Origin of the sequence: Arthrobacter sp. zg-Y769, from assembly GCF_020907405.1 — a bacterium.
Lineage (GTDB): Bacteria > Actinomycetota > Actinomycetes > Actinomycetales > Micrococcaceae > Arthrobacter_B.
On record NZ_JAJJOE010000004.1, the window covers coordinates 43,558 to 58,026 of the forward strand.

The 14,469-nt window shown below is 64.6% G+C and carries 12 protein-coding genes; 7 read left to right on the top strand and 5 right to left on the bottom strand.

Translation table 11 applies throughout. The features are described 5' to 3' along the window. Nucleotides 1-120: 120 nt before the first annotated feature. Complete coding sequence (gene rarD, locus LOC60_RS02395) at nt 121-1,179, top strand: EamA family transporter RarD (RefSeq protein ID WP_442860357.1); 1,059 nt, start codon at nt 121-123, stop codon at nt 1,177-1,179. Nucleotides 1,180-1,391: 212 nt separating this feature from the next. Further along, nucleotides 1,392-3,425: an HNH endonuclease signature motif containing protein gene (locus LOC60_RS16155; RefSeq protein WP_269440136.1), complete on the top strand. Its 2,034-nt coding sequence runs from the start codon at nt 1,392-1,394 to the stop codon at nt 3,423-3,425. A 101-nt stretch (nt 3,426-3,526) separates the two neighbouring features. On the opposite strand, the gene gabT is transcribed toward LOC60_RS16155, so the two are convergent. Beyond that, nucleotides 3,527-4,882, bottom strand: a complete 1,356-nt coding sequence (gene gabT / locus LOC60_RS02410; RefSeq protein ID WP_230021483.1) for a 4-aminobutyrate--2-oxoglutarate transaminase — start codon at nt 4,880-4,882, stop codon at nt 3,527-3,529. A 51-nt stretch (nt 4,883-4,933) separates the two neighbouring features. Further along, nucleotides 4,934-6,364: a gamma-aminobutyraldehyde dehydrogenase gene (locus tag LOC60_RS02415; RefSeq protein ID WP_230021486.1), complete on the bottom strand. Its 1,431-nt coding sequence runs from the start codon at nt 6,362-6,364 to the stop codon at nt 4,934-4,936. A 145-nt stretch (nt 6,365-6,509) separates the two neighbouring features. Between LOC60_RS02415 and LOC60_RS02420 the strand changes: the two genes are divergently transcribed. The 4 genes from LOC60_RS02420 to LOC60_RS02435 all read left to right on the top strand — a co-directional run bounded on the left by LOC60_RS02420 (nt 6,510) and on the right by LOC60_RS02435 (nt 9,818). Then, the gene (locus LOC60_RS02420; protein WP_230021487.1) at nt 6,510-7,919 is read left to right on the top strand and encodes a PucR family transcriptional regulator; all 1,410 of its coding nucleotides are present in this window, start codon (nt 6,510-6,512) and stop codon (nt 7,917-7,919) included. 23 nt (nt 7,920-7,942) lie between these two features. Then, a complete protein-coding gene (locus LOC60_RS02425) occupies nt 7,943-8,572 on the top strand; it encodes a putative glycolipid-binding domain-containing protein (RefSeq protein WP_230021489.1) in 630 nt (209 codons plus the stop codon). 318 nt (nt 8,573-8,890) lie between these two features. Beyond that, nucleotides 8,891-9,319, top strand: coding sequence for a hypothetical protein (locus LOC60_RS02430; RefSeq protein ID WP_230021491.1), 429 nt, complete (start codon nt 8,891-8,893; stop codon nt 9,317-9,319). 7 nt (nt 9,320-9,326) lie between these two features. Beyond that, nucleotides 9,327-9,818 carry an HIT family protein gene (locus tag LOC60_RS02435; protein WP_230021493.1) on the top strand — a complete coding sequence of 164 codons (492 nt, stop codon included), beginning with the start codon at nt 9,327-9,329 and terminating at the stop codon, nt 9,816-9,818. Nucleotides 9,819-9,821: 3 nt separating this feature from the next. Here LOC60_RS02435 and LOC60_RS02440 read toward each other — a convergent pair whose 3' ends face one another. From LOC60_RS02440 to LOC60_RS02450, 3 genes are read right to left on the bottom strand one after another with little or no spacing between them, the layout of a single operon-like run. Then, nucleotides 9,822-10,877, bottom strand: a complete 1,056-nt coding sequence (locus LOC60_RS02440; RefSeq protein ID WP_230021496.1) for a polyprenyl synthetase family protein — start codon at nt 10,875-10,877, stop codon at nt 9,822-9,824. 50 nt (nt 10,878-10,927) lie between these two features. Then, nucleotides 10,928-12,256 carry a geranylgeranyl reductase family protein gene (locus tag LOC60_RS02445; RefSeq protein WP_230021498.1) on the bottom strand — a complete coding sequence of 443 codons (1,329 nt, stop codon included), beginning with the start codon at nt 12,254-12,256 and terminating at the stop codon, nt 10,928-10,930. Further along, nucleotides 12,253-12,963, bottom strand: coding sequence for a demethylmenaquinone methyltransferase (locus tag LOC60_RS02450; RefSeq protein ID WP_230021501.1), 711 nt, complete (start codon nt 12,961-12,963; stop codon nt 12,253-12,255). Before LOC60_RS02450 ends, LOC60_RS02445 begins: the two co-directional genes overlap by 4 nt. A gap of 119 nt (nt 12,964-13,082) precedes the next feature. On the opposite strand from LOC60_RS02450, the gene LOC60_RS02455 reads away from it, so the two are divergent. Beyond that, nucleotides 13,083-14,432, top strand: a complete 1,350-nt coding sequence (locus tag LOC60_RS02455) for an isochorismate synthase (protein ID WP_230021513.1) — start codon at nt 13,083-13,085, stop codon at nt 14,430-14,432. Nucleotides 14,433-14,469: the final 37 nt, after the last annotated feature.

The following is a 14,469-nucleotide window of genomic DNA, read 5'->3' on the forward strand; positions in this document are numbered from 1 at the left end:
CGCAATTAACACACAGTTATTTATTCTAAATGCCGGGTTCGCCCGTCGTCTAAACGGTCCCGGAAAGGGTGCGGGAGAAAGCCCGGGAATATGCTCCGGCGTCGAGGCGTTAAGCACGTCGTGCCTTTCTCCAAGCCTGTCCCCGCCCTCCGCGCCGTCCGTACCGCCACGCCCGCCGACGGCGTTGGGACCTCCCCGGGTAGTTCCGCGTCTTCCGGGCCGGCAGCGTCCGGTCCGGCGTCGTCCGGTCCGGCGTCGACGGGACGCGAAAACCTGCCCGGCATTCTCTTCGGAGTCGGAGCATACGGACTCTGGGGCCTGCTTCCGCTTTACTTCATGGTCCTCCAGCCCGCTGGTGCCGTGGAAATCGTTGCCAACCGGGTCGTCTGGTCGCTGGTGTTCTGCGCAATCCTGCTGACCGTGATGCGGGCCTGGAAGCCGATGCTCGCTGCGGGACGGAATCCGCGGACGGTTGGAACCCTGGCCGGCGCTGCCGTGCTGATCGCCGTGAACTGGCTGACGTACTCCTGGGCCGTGCTGAATGAGCATGCGGTGGAAGCAGCGCTGGGCTACTTCATTAATCCGCTTGTGTCGGTTCTGCTCGGCGTACTGGTGCTTAAGGAAAAGCTGCGCCCGCTGCAGTGGGCCGCGATGGCCGTCGGGTTCATCGCTGTCCTGGTCCTGGCCCTCGCGTACGGCACCGTGCCGTGGGTGGCCCTGGCCCTGGCGTTCAGCTTCGGATTTTACGGATTGGTCAAGAAGGGCATCGGGTCCCGTGTTGACGCGGTCTCGAGCCTGACGATTGAAACGGCTGTCCTAACGCCGATTGCCGCCGGCGTGATGATCTGGCTGTCCATGACCGGTGCGGCCACTCTGACGTCCAACGGTGCCGGGCACTTCTGGCTGCTGGTCGCCTCCGGCGTCATCACTGCCGTCCCGCTGATCTTCTTCGGGGCTGCTGCCCGCCGACTGCCGCTGTCCACAGTGGGGCTGCTGCAGTATCTGGCGCCCACCCTGCAGTTCATCCTGGCCCTGACTGTCTTCAAGGAAGCGATGCCTCCCGAGCGTTGGGCGGGCTTCGGTCTCGTATGGCTGGCGCTGGTGATGTTGACCATCGATATGATCGGCGGCCCGCGGCGCGGCCGCAAGCTCCGCGCTGCGGCTGCGGCTGCGGTGTAGGGGTTGGTCCGTAGGGGCTGCGGCACTTGTCCCTCGGCTAGGTAGGGGCCGGGGCGTTATACCCGAGAAGGCAGGAAACTGCGGCACTTGTCCCTCGGCTAGGTGTCGCACTTGCCCTCCACCGCCTGATTCCGCTCCGGGCGTCCGGCTTGTTATCCCCACCCGCGCTTGCTGCGGGGCTTCAGGGACGGTCTCCACGGCAGGATTGTTCCATGGCGGTGGAACCCTTGAACGAGTTGAAGTCCCCGGCGGAATTCTCCGTCAGGGCTCCTAACGACACACCGACTCAGCCTGTCGCATTGGCCTTGGCCACAGTCAATGAAATGCGCGAAATCGCCACCGGCTGCTGGGACCTATTGGGACTGCAGGAAGCCGTGGAATTTGCCTCTGCCGTCGAGGAAATTTCGAGGATCACGGACTACCTGAAGCTAACGGCGGCTGCCGCAATTGATCAGCATCATCCCGCTCACGCGCTTGCCGCTACCCCTGCGGCTGCCACCGCTGCGAAGCCCCTCGACGTCGTGGACGGGCCGGAAGATGCCTGCGGAGCTGCGGCTACTGAACCCAACCGCAACGCTGCGTCTGCAGGATATGACTCCCGCCCTCAGGATGAACACCTCGCCTCCCCGAAGAGCGGCGGACGCCTCCGGGAGTTTCGAAGTACTGCGGATTTCATGCGGGCCCGCTTGAGGATCTCTCGGGCCGAGGCCCGCCGTCGTCTGGCACTGGCGACCGCCGTCCTTCCCACGACCACACTCACGGGTGAGACACTCCCGCCCGCTTATCCGTCGGTCGCACAGGCCTGTGCCGAAGGCGTGTTGGCTGCAGCTGACGTGGACGTCATCGCACGTGCATTGGAGGAGGCACTTCCGCGGTTGGAACCGCCGGCTTTGGAAGCCATGGATAAGCAGCTCACAGATATCGGCTCCCATCAGGACCATGATTTCCTCGTCCGAACAGCGAAGCATTGGATCGCCCTGCTGGACCAGGATCGGCCGCCCACCGAAGAAGAATTGAAACAGTTCCAAGGAATTTTTCCTGGTCGGCGACGCAACGGCTTGAACCACCTGCACATTTACTGCACCGATGAACAGCATGAGGCACTCACAACGCTTATCAACAGCGCAGCCAATCCTCGGGTAAACGGTACGGATGACGCCAAACCCGCAGGTGCGGCAGGTTCTCCTGCCGGAAGCGGCGTAACGGACCCCGCGGGTGGCGCGCGTGCCGCGGGTGCCGCAGGTCCCGCAGGTCCCGCAGGTTCTCCTACTGGGAGCGGCGTGACTGGGAGCAGCGCAACTGGGAGCGGCGTGACGGATGACGTCGGCGCGGCTGAATTTGTCGGTGCGGCTGAATTTGTCGGTGCGGCTGAATCCGGCGGCAGGACTGAGCCCGGCTGTAAGACTGATCCCGGCGGTGGCGCTCGGACCGAGCAACACTCACCGGAGGCGGGGGTGTTTGAACCATCAGCAGTGGCACAGGATTCGCCTGGCCAGCCCCACGTTATTGGCCGTCTGCCCCGGCCAACACGCCCGCAGCAACTTCTGGAGGGACTGCTCGCCGCGGTCCGCGCCGCTCTGGCATCGGGTGGTTTGCCCGCTGCAGGCGGCCTGCGTCCCCAAGTTATGATCACGATCAATCACGACTCGCTGTTGAAAGGACTGATGGTCCCGATAAGCGGGAGGGGCCTGAAGAACTCGAACCCCCGGGATACGAAAAACGACCTGGACGGCAGGGACCGCGACGACACACCCGATAACAGGAGCACAGGAAGCGACAACAAGGCTTTCCCTCAGCCGGGAACTGCGGCTTTCTCCGGACCAATCGACACCCGGGCTGTCCGCCGGATAGCCTGCGACGCGGACCTGATTCCGGTGGTGCTGGGTTCCAAGGGGCAGGTACTGGACCTGGGACGGACAGCACGACTGTTCCCGCCGCACCTCCGTAAGGCTCTCCACGCCCGCGACGGAGGATGCGCCTTCCCGGGATGCACGGTGCCGGGGCCCTGGACCGAGGCGCACCACGTGACATTTTGGGAGCGGGGTGGAGGCACCGGCATCGCAAACGGAGTGTTGCTGTGCTCGTTCCACCACCACTTGATCCATCAGGGTAATTGGGAGGTATCCATACGGGCCGGCATTCCCTGGTTCCTTCCGCCTCGTTACGTTGACCCCGACCGCCGGCCTCTGCGAAACGCCTATTTCCACCCGGAGTTTCTTGCCCCTGCCATCTCCGACCCCGCCTAAAAGGGATCCGTTATGTTCTTCCGGGGCAGCGTGGGACGTAAGAGTCCGGTCGTGCTCCGGAGCCAACCGGTGCTGGCTGCGGAGCGCAGAGGTTCCTGCAGTCAGCCGACGGACCGTACGGCAGCCTCAAGTACGTCGAGCGCATCAAGCAGCAGCTCATCACCAATGGTCAGCGGCGGCAGCAACCGGATGACGTTTCCGTAAGTACCGCAGGTCAGCACAATGACCCCTTCCCGCAGGCAGGCCGCCGCAACGGTCTTCGCTGCCTCGGCGTCGGGGGCCTTTGATCCGGGCCGAACGAATTCCATGGCAAGCATGGCACCGCGGCCGCGGACATCTCCAACGATGCCGTCCTTCACCGCCAGCGCCTCAAGGCGGGGCAGGGTGAGTGCCTCGATGTGCCTCGCCCGTTCGGCCAGGTCCAGGGAAACCATGGTGTCCATGGCTGCCAGGGCAGCCGCACAGGCCACCGGGTTGCCGCCGTAAGTGCCGCCCAAACCGCCGGGGTGGACGGCGTCGAGCAACTCCGCACGTCCGGTTACGGCGGAGAGCGGCATTCCGGCAGCAATGCCCTTGGCCATCGTGATCAGGTCGGGAACCACTCCCTCATGCTGCACGGCAAACCATTCGCCGGTGCGGCAGAAGCCGGACTGCACCTCGTCGGCAATGAAGACCACGCCGTTGGTCCGCGCCCACTCGGCGAGCCGCGGCAGGAAGCCCTCCGCAGGGACAATGAAGCCGCCCTCACCCTGGATCGGTTCAATCAGCAGGGCCGCAAGCTGGTCTGCACCGATCTGCTTCTCAATGGCCAGGATGGCCCGGTCCGCAGCCTCAGCGCCGGTGAGGTTCGGGTTCTCCTCGCGGAACGGATAGCTCATGGGCATCCGGTAAATTTCCGGAGCGAACGGACCAAAGCCGGTCTTGTACGGCATCGCCTTGGCTGTCAGTCCCATCGTGAGGTTTGTCCGCCCGTGGTACGCGTGGTCGAAAGCGACGACGGCATCGCGTCCGGTAGCGGAACGGGCAATCTTCACGGCGTTCTCCACCGCTTCCGCTCCGGAATTGAACAGCACGGTCCGTTTTTCGAAGTCCCCCGGTGTCACTGCGGCAAGGCGCTCGGCAACCGCTACGTATCCCTCGTAGGGAGTGACCATAAAGCACGTGTGAGTGAAGTGCTCCACTTGTTCCCGCACGGCTGCGACAACCGCAGGATCGGAGGCGCCCACGCTGGTCACGGCAATTCCCGAGCCCAGGTCCGTGAAGGCATTGCCGTCCACGTCCACGATGATTGCGCCGTCGGCATCCGCGGCATATACCGGGATGCTCGAGGCCACCCCCTTTGCCACCACTGCAGCACGCCGTGCTGCTATTGCCATCGACTTTGGGCCAGGGAACGTGCCGGCAATCCGGCGCCGCTGCTCAATGCGGTAGCTGGGCGTAACGCTGGGAGTGCTCATGAGGCTGCCTTTCGGAGGTACTGCCGGAGGGACAGGGATAGGGATGCCGGACTAGGCGTCCAGTGCGCTCATCACGTGCTTGATACGCGTATAGTCCTCCACGCCGTACATGGAGAGGTCCTTGCCGTAGCCGGAGCTCTTGAAACCTCCGTGCGGCATTTCGGCCGTGAGCATGATGTGCGTATTGATCCAGACCGCCCCGAAATCCAGGTCCCGGGACAGACGCATCGCCCGGCCGTGGTTCGTGGTCCAGACGCTGGAGGCAAGGGCGTATTCGACGTCGTTGGCCATTTCCACAGCCTGCTCCTCGGTGTCAAACTTCTGCACCGTGATGACCGGACCGAAGGTTTCCTTCTGCACCACGTCGTCGTCCTGGCGGGCGCCGGTGATGATCGTGGGTTCGAAGAAGAATCCCTTGGATCCTGCCCTCCGCCCGCCGGTCTCCACGCGGCAGTGCGCTGGCAGTGCCTCGATCACGGCGTTCACCGCGTTGAAGTGGTTGATGTTGTTCAGCGGCCCGAAGTAGTTTTCCTCGTCGTTGCCGCTGCCGGTCTTGAGTTCCTTCGCAGCTGCCACGAGTTTGTCGACCAGAGCATCGTGCACGGAATCCTCCACCAGTACGCGGGTGATGGCGGTGCAGTCCTGGCCTGCATTGAAGAACGCGAACTCGGCAATGGCGGTGGCGGTCCGGTCCAGGTCCGCATCTGCAAAAACGACTGCAGGTGCCTTGCCGCCAAGTTCCAGATGGGCACGTTTAAGGGTCTTCGCCGCACCCGTGGCGACGGCGATGCCTGCCCGCACGGATCCTGTGATGGAGACCAGACCGGGCACCGGGTGGTCAACCATCAGGGCCCCGGTCTCAGCCGTACCAAGGACAACGTTGAGGACGCCGGCAGGGAAGATACCTGCCGCAAGGCGGGCAAGGACCAAGGTGGACTCGGGGGTGGTATCGGAGGGCTTGAGCACCACGGTGTTTCCGGCTGCAAGAGCCGGACCGATCTTCCAGACCGCCATCAGCAGCGGATAGTTCCACGGAGCAACCTGGGCAACGACGCCGATCGGCTCCCTGCGGATGAAGGAGGTATACCCTTCCAGATACTCTCCGGCGGACTTGCCCTCAAGGAGCCTGGCCGCACCGGCAAAGAAGCGAAGCTGATCCGCTCCGACGGCTACTTCCTCGGCGGCAATCAGTGAGCGAACCTGTCCGGTATTACGGTGCTGCGCTTCCACCAATTCAGCGGAATTGGCCTCGAAGGCATCGGCCAGGCGGAGCAGCATCCGCTGGCGTTCGCTTGGGGTAGTGCGCTTCCACGTCCGGAACGCTGCGGCGGCAGCATCCATGGCGGCGTCGACGTCGGCCTGCACGGATACCGGCGACACGGCAACCACTTCGCCGTTGGTCGGATTCACGATGTCCAGTACGGCGGTTCCACGGGACGGAACAAACTCCCCGTTGATGAAGTTCTGCAGTGTCTCAGCCATGCCGGACGTCCTTTCGGGGCGGGCGGTGCGTATTCAGGTGCCTCAAACCTACTTGTGAAGCCCAGGTTCCATGTACGGCCGCATGCACAGCAGCGCCGTACAACAACAGTGCAAACGCCTAATGACCGCGGCCTATAGTGGTGCAATGTCAATCACACTTCCGGACCTGCTGGCGGCAGGCGGCCTGGAACTGACGCGCCGCGGGTCGGCGCCGCTCTCCTCCCGCCCCATCCAGTGGGTCGCCGTGACCGAACTGGAGGATCCGTCTCCATTCCTCGGCGGCGATGAGGTGGTGCTGACTACGGGCCTGCGGCACCGCAACGGTACAGAGCAGCGGAGCTTTGTGCAGAGTGTGCAGCGGGCCGGCGCACTTGGAATCGGATTCGGCACCGGCCTCAGCCATGACTCGGTACCTGCTCCCCTGCTGGCCGAAGCGGACCGTCTGGGAGTGCCCGTGTTTGAAGTCCCCTACGGCACCCCGTTTATGGCTTTGGGGAAACTGGTTGCCGATTCCCTCTCCGCCCAGCACGTCGCCCAGCTGCACCAACTGCTGTCCGCCCATCGGGTACTCGCGGAGGTGCTGCTCAGCAATAAGGGACTGCCGCGGCTTCTGGCAGAACTCTCCGGCTTGGTACAGGCGGACGTGGCCCTTTTCCAATACGGTGCACTGGTCTGCGCCACGTCCGAGCCCGAGGCTTCCTGGCGACGGATACCCGTCCCCACCGGGATGCGGGACCGCTGCACACTGGCTGTCGCGCAACCGTCCGTGCAGCCGGACGTTATTACCTATGCCCAAAGCCTGATTGGGGTGGAGCTAAACAACCAGGCGTCAAGGCGGGCCAGCAGCAGGGCAGCCGCCGGGCAACTCCTGGGAGACGTAGTGGACGGCAGATTCGTAGGTCTGGACGCAGCGTTACGGCTCCAGGCCGGCGGTTTCAAGACCGACGTGCAGCAAGCCGTAGTCCTGGTGGAAGCGGCATCCGGGCAGATCCGTTCCCTGCCTTCGCTGCCGCTGCCGGCCGGGTTCGACGGCGTGCCAACGGCCGTCCACGATAGCCGGCTGGCCGTGGTGGTCCCCGCCGCCGCGGCCAGCGGTCTGGCCGGTCGGTTGAGCGACTACCTTTTTGGAGCCGGGCTTACGGCGAAGGTGGGAATCGGCGGTTCCTACACGGAAGCCGCAGGGCTGCGCTGGAGTTATTACGAGGCGAGGGAGGCACTGCGGAACGGTGCAGCGGTGAACGAACCCAACCGTTTGAACCTCACCTCCCTGCTGATGGCCAGCCGCGATGTTCCGCTGGCGGATCTGGCAGCCGAAGCCCTCGACCCTCTGGTTGCCTTCGACAGCAAACACGGCGCACACCTGATTCCCACTCTGGACGCCTATCTGCTCCATAACGGATCGGTGGCCGCTGTCGCTGGGGATCTGGGCCTGCACCGCAACACTGTCCGCTACCGCCTCACGCAGATTGCGGAGCTGACCGGGTACGACCCCGCAGTCACTGCGGACCGTGTGCACCTGTATCTGGCGCTGAACGTCCGCCCTCTGGGCAGTTAAGCCTGGGCAGTTAACCTGTAGGGATGACATCCACCGCGCAGGCCAGGACCGTCCGCTGGCAGGGACAGGACGATCCGGACCGCATGGATACGGCAGTAGTGTCCTTTCGGGACCGGGAACTTGCAGCCGCCGGCACCTCTGTCACACCCGAATACCGCGCCTCCTGGACCCTGTCCACCATCCCGGGCTGGGTCACCCGTCGGCTGACCGTGGAGGTGACGGGTAAGGGCTGGTCCCGGAGCCTGCAGCTCGAACGAAGCACCGAGGGCAGATGGAGCGCCGAAACAACCACATCCGGACTGACGGACCTCCCCTCCCCCGGAATCACGGATCCGCGCAGCCTGGACGAGGCCCAGGATTGTGATCTTGGCCTATGCCCCCTCACGAACACCATGCCGATCCTGCGGCTGGACCTGCTGAATGAGTCCGCTCCTCCGGACGAGACACAGCTGACCATGGCCTGGGTGGAAATGCCCAGCCTGCGGGTACTGCCCAGCAAACAGGTCTATTCACAGGTGCGGGCCTATTCCGCGGGCGCGGGACACGCCGTCGTCCTCTACAGTTCAACCAACCGCGGATTCACTGCCGAACTCACTGTCGATGCCGACGGCACCGTGATCGACTACCCCGGACTCGCCGCGCGCCTGCCTTAGCCGCCCCAAGCCCCAAAGCCCCCGCAGCCCGAAGCCCGAAGCCCTAAGCATCGACAGCCGGAAGCCCGTCGAATTCGCGGCAACAACCGGAAGAACCGCCCGGCGGATGCAGCGCGGATCTCGTGCTGGCTCCGTGCAGGCTCCGTGCAGGCTCCGGGTGACTTCACGCGTGGATACCCGTGGCCGGGAACTGCTGAAGCGGCCGACGCCGTTCGACAGCCACCCTTCCCGCCTCCCCGGGGCCGGGCAGCGTCCGGACCTCCTCCGCGTCCCGGCTAGGATTGGAATACATCCACTCAACGCACGCTTGGAGACCACATGAGTGAAATTTTCCTGGATCGATTCCGCGCCCTGGTCCCCAAGTACCTTGAGGACAACTGGCGGGAAGAAGACGGCATCCCCGCGCAGGAGCTCGATTCGATGCTTGCCGCCCACGATTTCCGTATCCCGCTGGTGCTGCGGGAGTTCTACCTAGCCATCGGCGGCTGCGAAGACCTGATGGAGGCCTTCCACTTCTTCTGGGATCCGGACGAGCTGGAGATCGAAGACGGTTACCTGCTGTTCCTCGAGGACGAAGACGAGAAGTTTGTCTGGGGCATCCGGGCGGATCAGCTGGACGTTCCGGACCCCATTGTCTGGCGGCGCAACAACGCACGCGGTGACTGGCAGAGCGAGGAAGGCACCCTGAGCGAATATGTCCTGGACATGTTCGAGTGGGTCTTCGAAGAGGATGAGGACGAGGACTGAGCCTTCGATGAGGGACGTTTCGAGCGAAGCAACTTGGCGGAGCCACGCGCCGGAGGGCTATGAGTGCCCGTTCTGCGATCTGGCGTCCGGTGAGTTCCGGTATCCCGGCAATCTGTGCGAGCCCGGGGACCTGGTCTACTCGGATGACCTGGTGCTTGCCTTCATTGCTTCCCACGGCTTCGATCCGGAGCCCGGCCATGTGCTGGTCACTCCCCGGCAGCACTTCGAACTGCTCTACGAACTGCCTGACGACGTCGCGGCCAGGATCATGCTGGTGACCCGGGATATGGCTGTGGCCATCAAAAAAGCATGGAACCCGGACGGCGTCACCACCCGTCAGCACAACGAGCCTGCCGGCAGCCAGCACGTCTGGCACTACCACCAGCACGTGCTTCCCCGCTGGACCGATGACGGTCTTTACTTCACCCCCAAGCGGCCGATTGTGCCGCCCGCCGTCCGGGCACGCAAGGCAGCGGAGCTGCGCGCTGTCCTGCAGTAAGTCCTAGACCTCGCGGTTGACCACGGCCCGGGCGAAGGCGGCCAGGGCTTCCTTTACGACGGAGTCGGGCAGCGGTGCAAGGGCAGCCACTGCGTCTTCGGACCAGTTGCGGGCAACTTCCCAGGACTGATCGGTCACGGGGCTGCTGCGCAGGGCAGCTACGGCTTCAGCCAGCGCCTCGTCCGAGCTGAGGTCCCTTTCCACCAGTTCGAGAACGGCCGCGGCGTCGGCATCCCCGGCCGCAGCAGCACGACGGAGAAGCAGCACGGGCAAGGTGGGAACGCCTTCGCGCAGGTCGGTCCCGGGGGTCTTCCCGGACTTCACCTGCTTGCCGGTGACGTCAATGACGTCGTCGGCCAGCTGGAAGGCGATGCCTACCTTCTCGCCGTATTCGACCATGATGTCGATGACTTCCTGGCCGGCACCCGAGAACAGTGCGCCGAACTGGCCGGAAGCGGCAATCAGTGAACCGGTCTTGTCCGCAATCACGGACAGGTAGTGTTCCAGCGGATCCTGGCCCTCCGCAGGGCCCACGGTTTCGTGCAGCTGGCCCAGGCACAACCGTTCGAACGTGTGCGCCTGGATGGCCAGAGCCGGACCGCCCAGGGCAGAAACCAGGCTGGAAGCACGGGCAAAGATGAGGTCACCCGTGAGCACGGCAACCGAGTTGCCCCAGATTTCATGCGCTGTCGGGGCACCACGGCGGTACGGTGCTTCGTCCATCACGTCGTCGTGATAGAGGGTGGCAAGGTGCGTCAGCTCAACGACCACTGCCGACTGGATAACCTTCTCGGGCGCGTCCTCAGCACCGAGATGGGAAGCCAGCAGGGTCAGGAGCGGTCGGATCCGCTTACCTCCGGCCTCCACGAGGTGCCGGGAGGTGACGTCCGCGAAGGGATCGGAGTTGGCCACCGCTTCGCGCAGCCGCAGTTCCACCTGCTCCAGGGATGCGGCCATCGACGGGCCAAGCCTCGGGTCCTCTGCCAACAGGGCAAAGCCCGGCGGCAGCGCGGAAGTGCTCGGAGCGGTATCCGGGCTGGTGTTGATGGATTCAGTCACTGTTCAAGACTAACTATTTGTCGGAACGGGTGGACAACAGGCATGGAACGTCACGGGTGTTGCACGGGCTGCCGGGAGGTTGCCGGCGTTCCTTGGTTGCTGGCCGCAGGGACCAGCATTTCCAGTAAGGCAATCACTCTATCCTCTATGCCCTTGGAGCTGCGGTCCGTCAGGTTCGCGAGCATACGCACCACGAAACGCATCAGCACGGGAATCGGCATCCCGGTGCGCAGCGCCAGTTTCATCACCGCAGGACGGCCGATCATGGCGGCGAAGATGCGGCCGAGCGTGAAGTGGCTGCCCCATTCTTCCCGCACGTGGTCAGCATAACCGCGCAGTTCGACGTCGAACGCGGCCCGCGAGGTGAGCAGGCCCGGAGCGAGTGCGGCACCGGAGCCCTCGAGGATGTGTTCAGCCGCAAACCGTGCCGACTCCATGGCATAGGAGATGCCTTCGCCGTTGAACGGGCTGACCATGCCGCCGGCGTCGCCGAGCAGCAGCAGCCCGGGCGAGTAATGCGGGGTGCGGTTGAACCCCATCGGCAGGGCCGCACCGCGGATCTCGCCCACTTGGTTCTCCGGGGTGAAGCCCCACTCCGCAGGCATGCCGGCAGTCCAGTCGCGCAGGACCTTGCGGTAGTCCAGCTTCCCGAATTCCTTGGAGGAGTTCAGGATGCCCAGGCCCACATTGGAGGTTCCATCCCCCACACCGAAGACCCAGCCGTAGCCGGGCAGCGGATTGCCGGAGGCATCGGGAAGCTCGAGCCAGCCTTCCATCCAGTCGTCATTGGTGCGCGGGCTCTCGAAGTACGTGCGTACGGCCACGCCCATGGGGCGGTCATCGCGCTTTTCGATGCCCAGGCTCAAAGCGGTGCGGCTCGAGTTTCCGTCGGCGGCGAGGACGACGTCGGCGAAGAACTCGCGCCGTTCGCCGGTGCGCCTGCCGTTTTCGTCCAAGATGTTGGCGACGGCGCCCTCCACACGTCCGTCTTCGCCGCGGATGGCGGAGACCACTGTGTGCCGTTCAAGGATCTTCGCTCCTGCCGCCTGCGCGTGACGGGCCAAGGCCTCGTCGAAGCCCAGCCGGGTGCGGATCAGGCCATAGTCGGGGAAATCCGAAAGCGCCGGCCACGGCAGTTCCAGGGTGCGGCCGCCGGCAATGAGGCGAAGCCCCTTATTCCGGCGCCACCCTTCGGTTTCTTCGTGGGGCAGTCCCAGGAACTGGATTTCACGAACGGCACGCGGCGTCAGGCCGTCTCCGCAGACCTTTTCCCGCGGAAAGGCGGTCTTCTCGAGAACGGTGACATCCACCCCCGCGGAGGCGAGGTAATACGCAGCTGTAGAGCCGGCGGGGCCGGCACCGACAATTAGGACCTTCACTTTGCCGGACGTCCTCCGGGCTTGACTGCACGGTGAACAGCCACGATTCCACCGGTGAGGTTGCGGTAGGCAACATCCTGCCAGCCGGTTTCGGAAATCCACGCGGCCAGACCGTCCTGGTTCGGCCACGCCCGGATGGATTCGGCAAGGTAAACGTAAGCATCCGGGTTGGAGGCAACCTTGCGGGCGATCGGAGGAAGGGCACGCATCAGGTATTCGGTGTACATGGTCCGCCACACCGGAATCACCGGCGAGGAGAATTCCGCAATGACAAGGCGGCCGCCGGGCTTGGTGACCCGAAGCATTTCCGCCAGGGCCTTTTTCGGCTCGTTGACGTTGCGGAGGCCGAAGGAAATGGTGGAGGCGTCAAAGGAGTTGTCCTCGAACGGCAGGTTGGTGGCATCCCCGGCGACGAAGTCGATGTCCGGGCGGCGGCGCTTGCCTACCTTGAGCATGCCGAGGGAGAAGTCGCAGGCAACGACGTCGATCCCGGCGTCGGCGTAGGGCTCGCTCGAGGTGCCGGTGCCGGCGGCAAGGTCGAGGACCCGCTGGCCGGGCACGGCGCCGACGGCGTCCACCACGATACGGCGCCAGCGGCGTGTCTGTCCGAGGGACAGCACGTCATTGACGACGTCGTATTTAGGTGCCACGTCGTCAAACATGGCAGCAACTTCATCCGGACGTTTTTCCAACGATGCGCGGTTCACTCTGACATTGTCTCAAACAATGGGAGGGCCGCCGAACCGGCCGCCGGGTTGTCTCGTTCCTCTCAGCCGGCGGCCCTGATATCGGGCGTGCACCGGCGGCGGAGTACTGTGGAACCACTATGACCACCCTGCGTTCTGTGACCGTGCCTGTAGGTGAGCTTTCCGCCGCCATGGGCCTTCTGGAGTATCTGGTACTCGACGAGCAACTGTGTTGGATCCGGCGCCGGGAGGGACTCGTGGGCTTCGGGGAAGCCGCCCGTTTCACCTCCAGCGGCCCTGAACGCTTTGCCCGGGCACAGGACTGGTGGCGGTCCATCCTGGCTGAAGCCGACGTCGAGGATCCCCTGGCCGCTCCCGGCACCGGCATCGTCGCCTTTGGTTCCTTTGCCTTCTCCAAGCGCTCCCCCTTCGAGTCCCGCCTGGTGATTCCGGAAATCGTTGTCGGCCTGCGCGACGGCGCCGGCTGGGTGACGTTCACAACCGCGGATCCCGACGTCGAACTCACCGCCGAGACCGCTAAGGCCGTCCTGGCGCGTTACCTGGAGGATCTGCCGCTTTACCGCGACAGCGATCCGGCGGACCGGGTCCTGCCCGGCATGCTGAGCGAGTCCGAGTGGAAGAACGCCGTGGCACGGTCGGTGGCCCATGTAACCGCCGGCGATCTGAGCAAGATTGTCCTGGCCCGCGACATTGCCGTGGAGCTGGGCAGCCCCCTGGTGGCTTCGCAGGTGCTGCGCGAACTGGCCGTCCGTTACCGCGACTGCTGGACGTACTCCGTGGACGGATTGATCGGCTCCACCCCGGAGATGTTGATCCGCGTCGAAAACGGCACCGCAGAGGCCCGCGTACTGGCAGGCACCCTGGACCGTGCCACTGCCCCGGCCGACGATCCGGACTATGCCAAGCGGGTGCTGGCAGGTTCCGCCAAGCAGCAGCACGAACATCAAATCGCCATCGACTCGCTCACCCGGTCGCTGGAGCCGTTTACCTCCTCGATGACCTCCCACACGGAGCCGTTTGTCCTCGAACTGCCCAACGTCTGGCATTTGGCCTCCGATGTCACAGCCGAGCTGGCAGCGGATGAGAGCGGCCTGGTTCCCACGCCGCTGACCCTGGTGGAAGCCCTGCATCCCACTGCCGCCGTCTGCGGCTTCCCCACCAGCGTGGCAGGCGAACTTATTAGTGAACTTGAACACATGGACCGTGGCCCTTATGCGGGGCCGGTGGGCTGGATGGATGCCGCCGGGAACGGTGAATGGGGAATCGCCCTCCGGGGTGCGGTGATTGAAAGTCCCACCGACATACGGCTTTATGCAGGCTGTGGAATTGTGGCCGGCTCCAATCCTGCGGCGGAACTAGAGGAAACCTGGAGCAAGTTCCGCCCGATGCTTGAGGCCCTGGGCCTGGACCGGCCACGCGCGGTTCCGGTGCGCAGCCCCGACTTCGCGTCGTCTCCCGCAGGCTCCTGAACCGCGCCGTCGGCACCGTCGCAGGGCCGCTGCATAA

Excerpts from the sequence above, each read along its gene's own strand:
- LOC60_RS02435 (WP_230021493.1), top strand. The coding sequence starts at position 9,327 with ATGAGGGACGTTTCGAGCGAAGCAACTTGGCGGAGCCACGCGCCGGAG.
- LOC60_RS02415 (WP_230021486.1), bottom strand. The coding sequence starts at position 6,364 with ATGGCTGAGACACTGCAGAACTTCATCAACGGGGAGTTTGTTCCGTCC.
- LOC60_RS02455 (WP_230021513.1), top strand. The coding sequence starts at position 13,083 with ATGACCACCCTGCGTTCTGTGACCGTGCCTGTAGGTGAGCTTTCCGCC.
- LOC60_RS02425 (WP_230021489.1), top strand. The coding sequence starts at position 7,943 with ATGACATCCACCGCGCAGGCCAGGACCGTCCGCTGGCAGGGACAGGAC.
- LOC60_RS16155 (WP_269440136.1), top strand. The coding sequence starts at position 1,392 with ATGGCGGTGGAACCCTTGAACGAGTTGAAGTCCCCGGCGGAATTCTCC.
- LOC60_RS02420 (WP_230021487.1), top strand. The coding sequence starts at position 6,510 with ATGTCAATCACACTTCCGGACCTGCTGGCGGCAGGCGGCCTGGAACTG.
- gabT (WP_230021483.1), bottom strand. The coding sequence starts at position 4,882 with ATGAGCACTCCCAGCGTTACGCCCAGCTACCGCATTGAGCAGCGGCGC.
- LOC60_RS02430 (WP_230021491.1), top strand. The coding sequence starts at position 8,891 with ATGAGTGAAATTTTCCTGGATCGATTCCGCGCCCTGGTCCCCAAGTAC.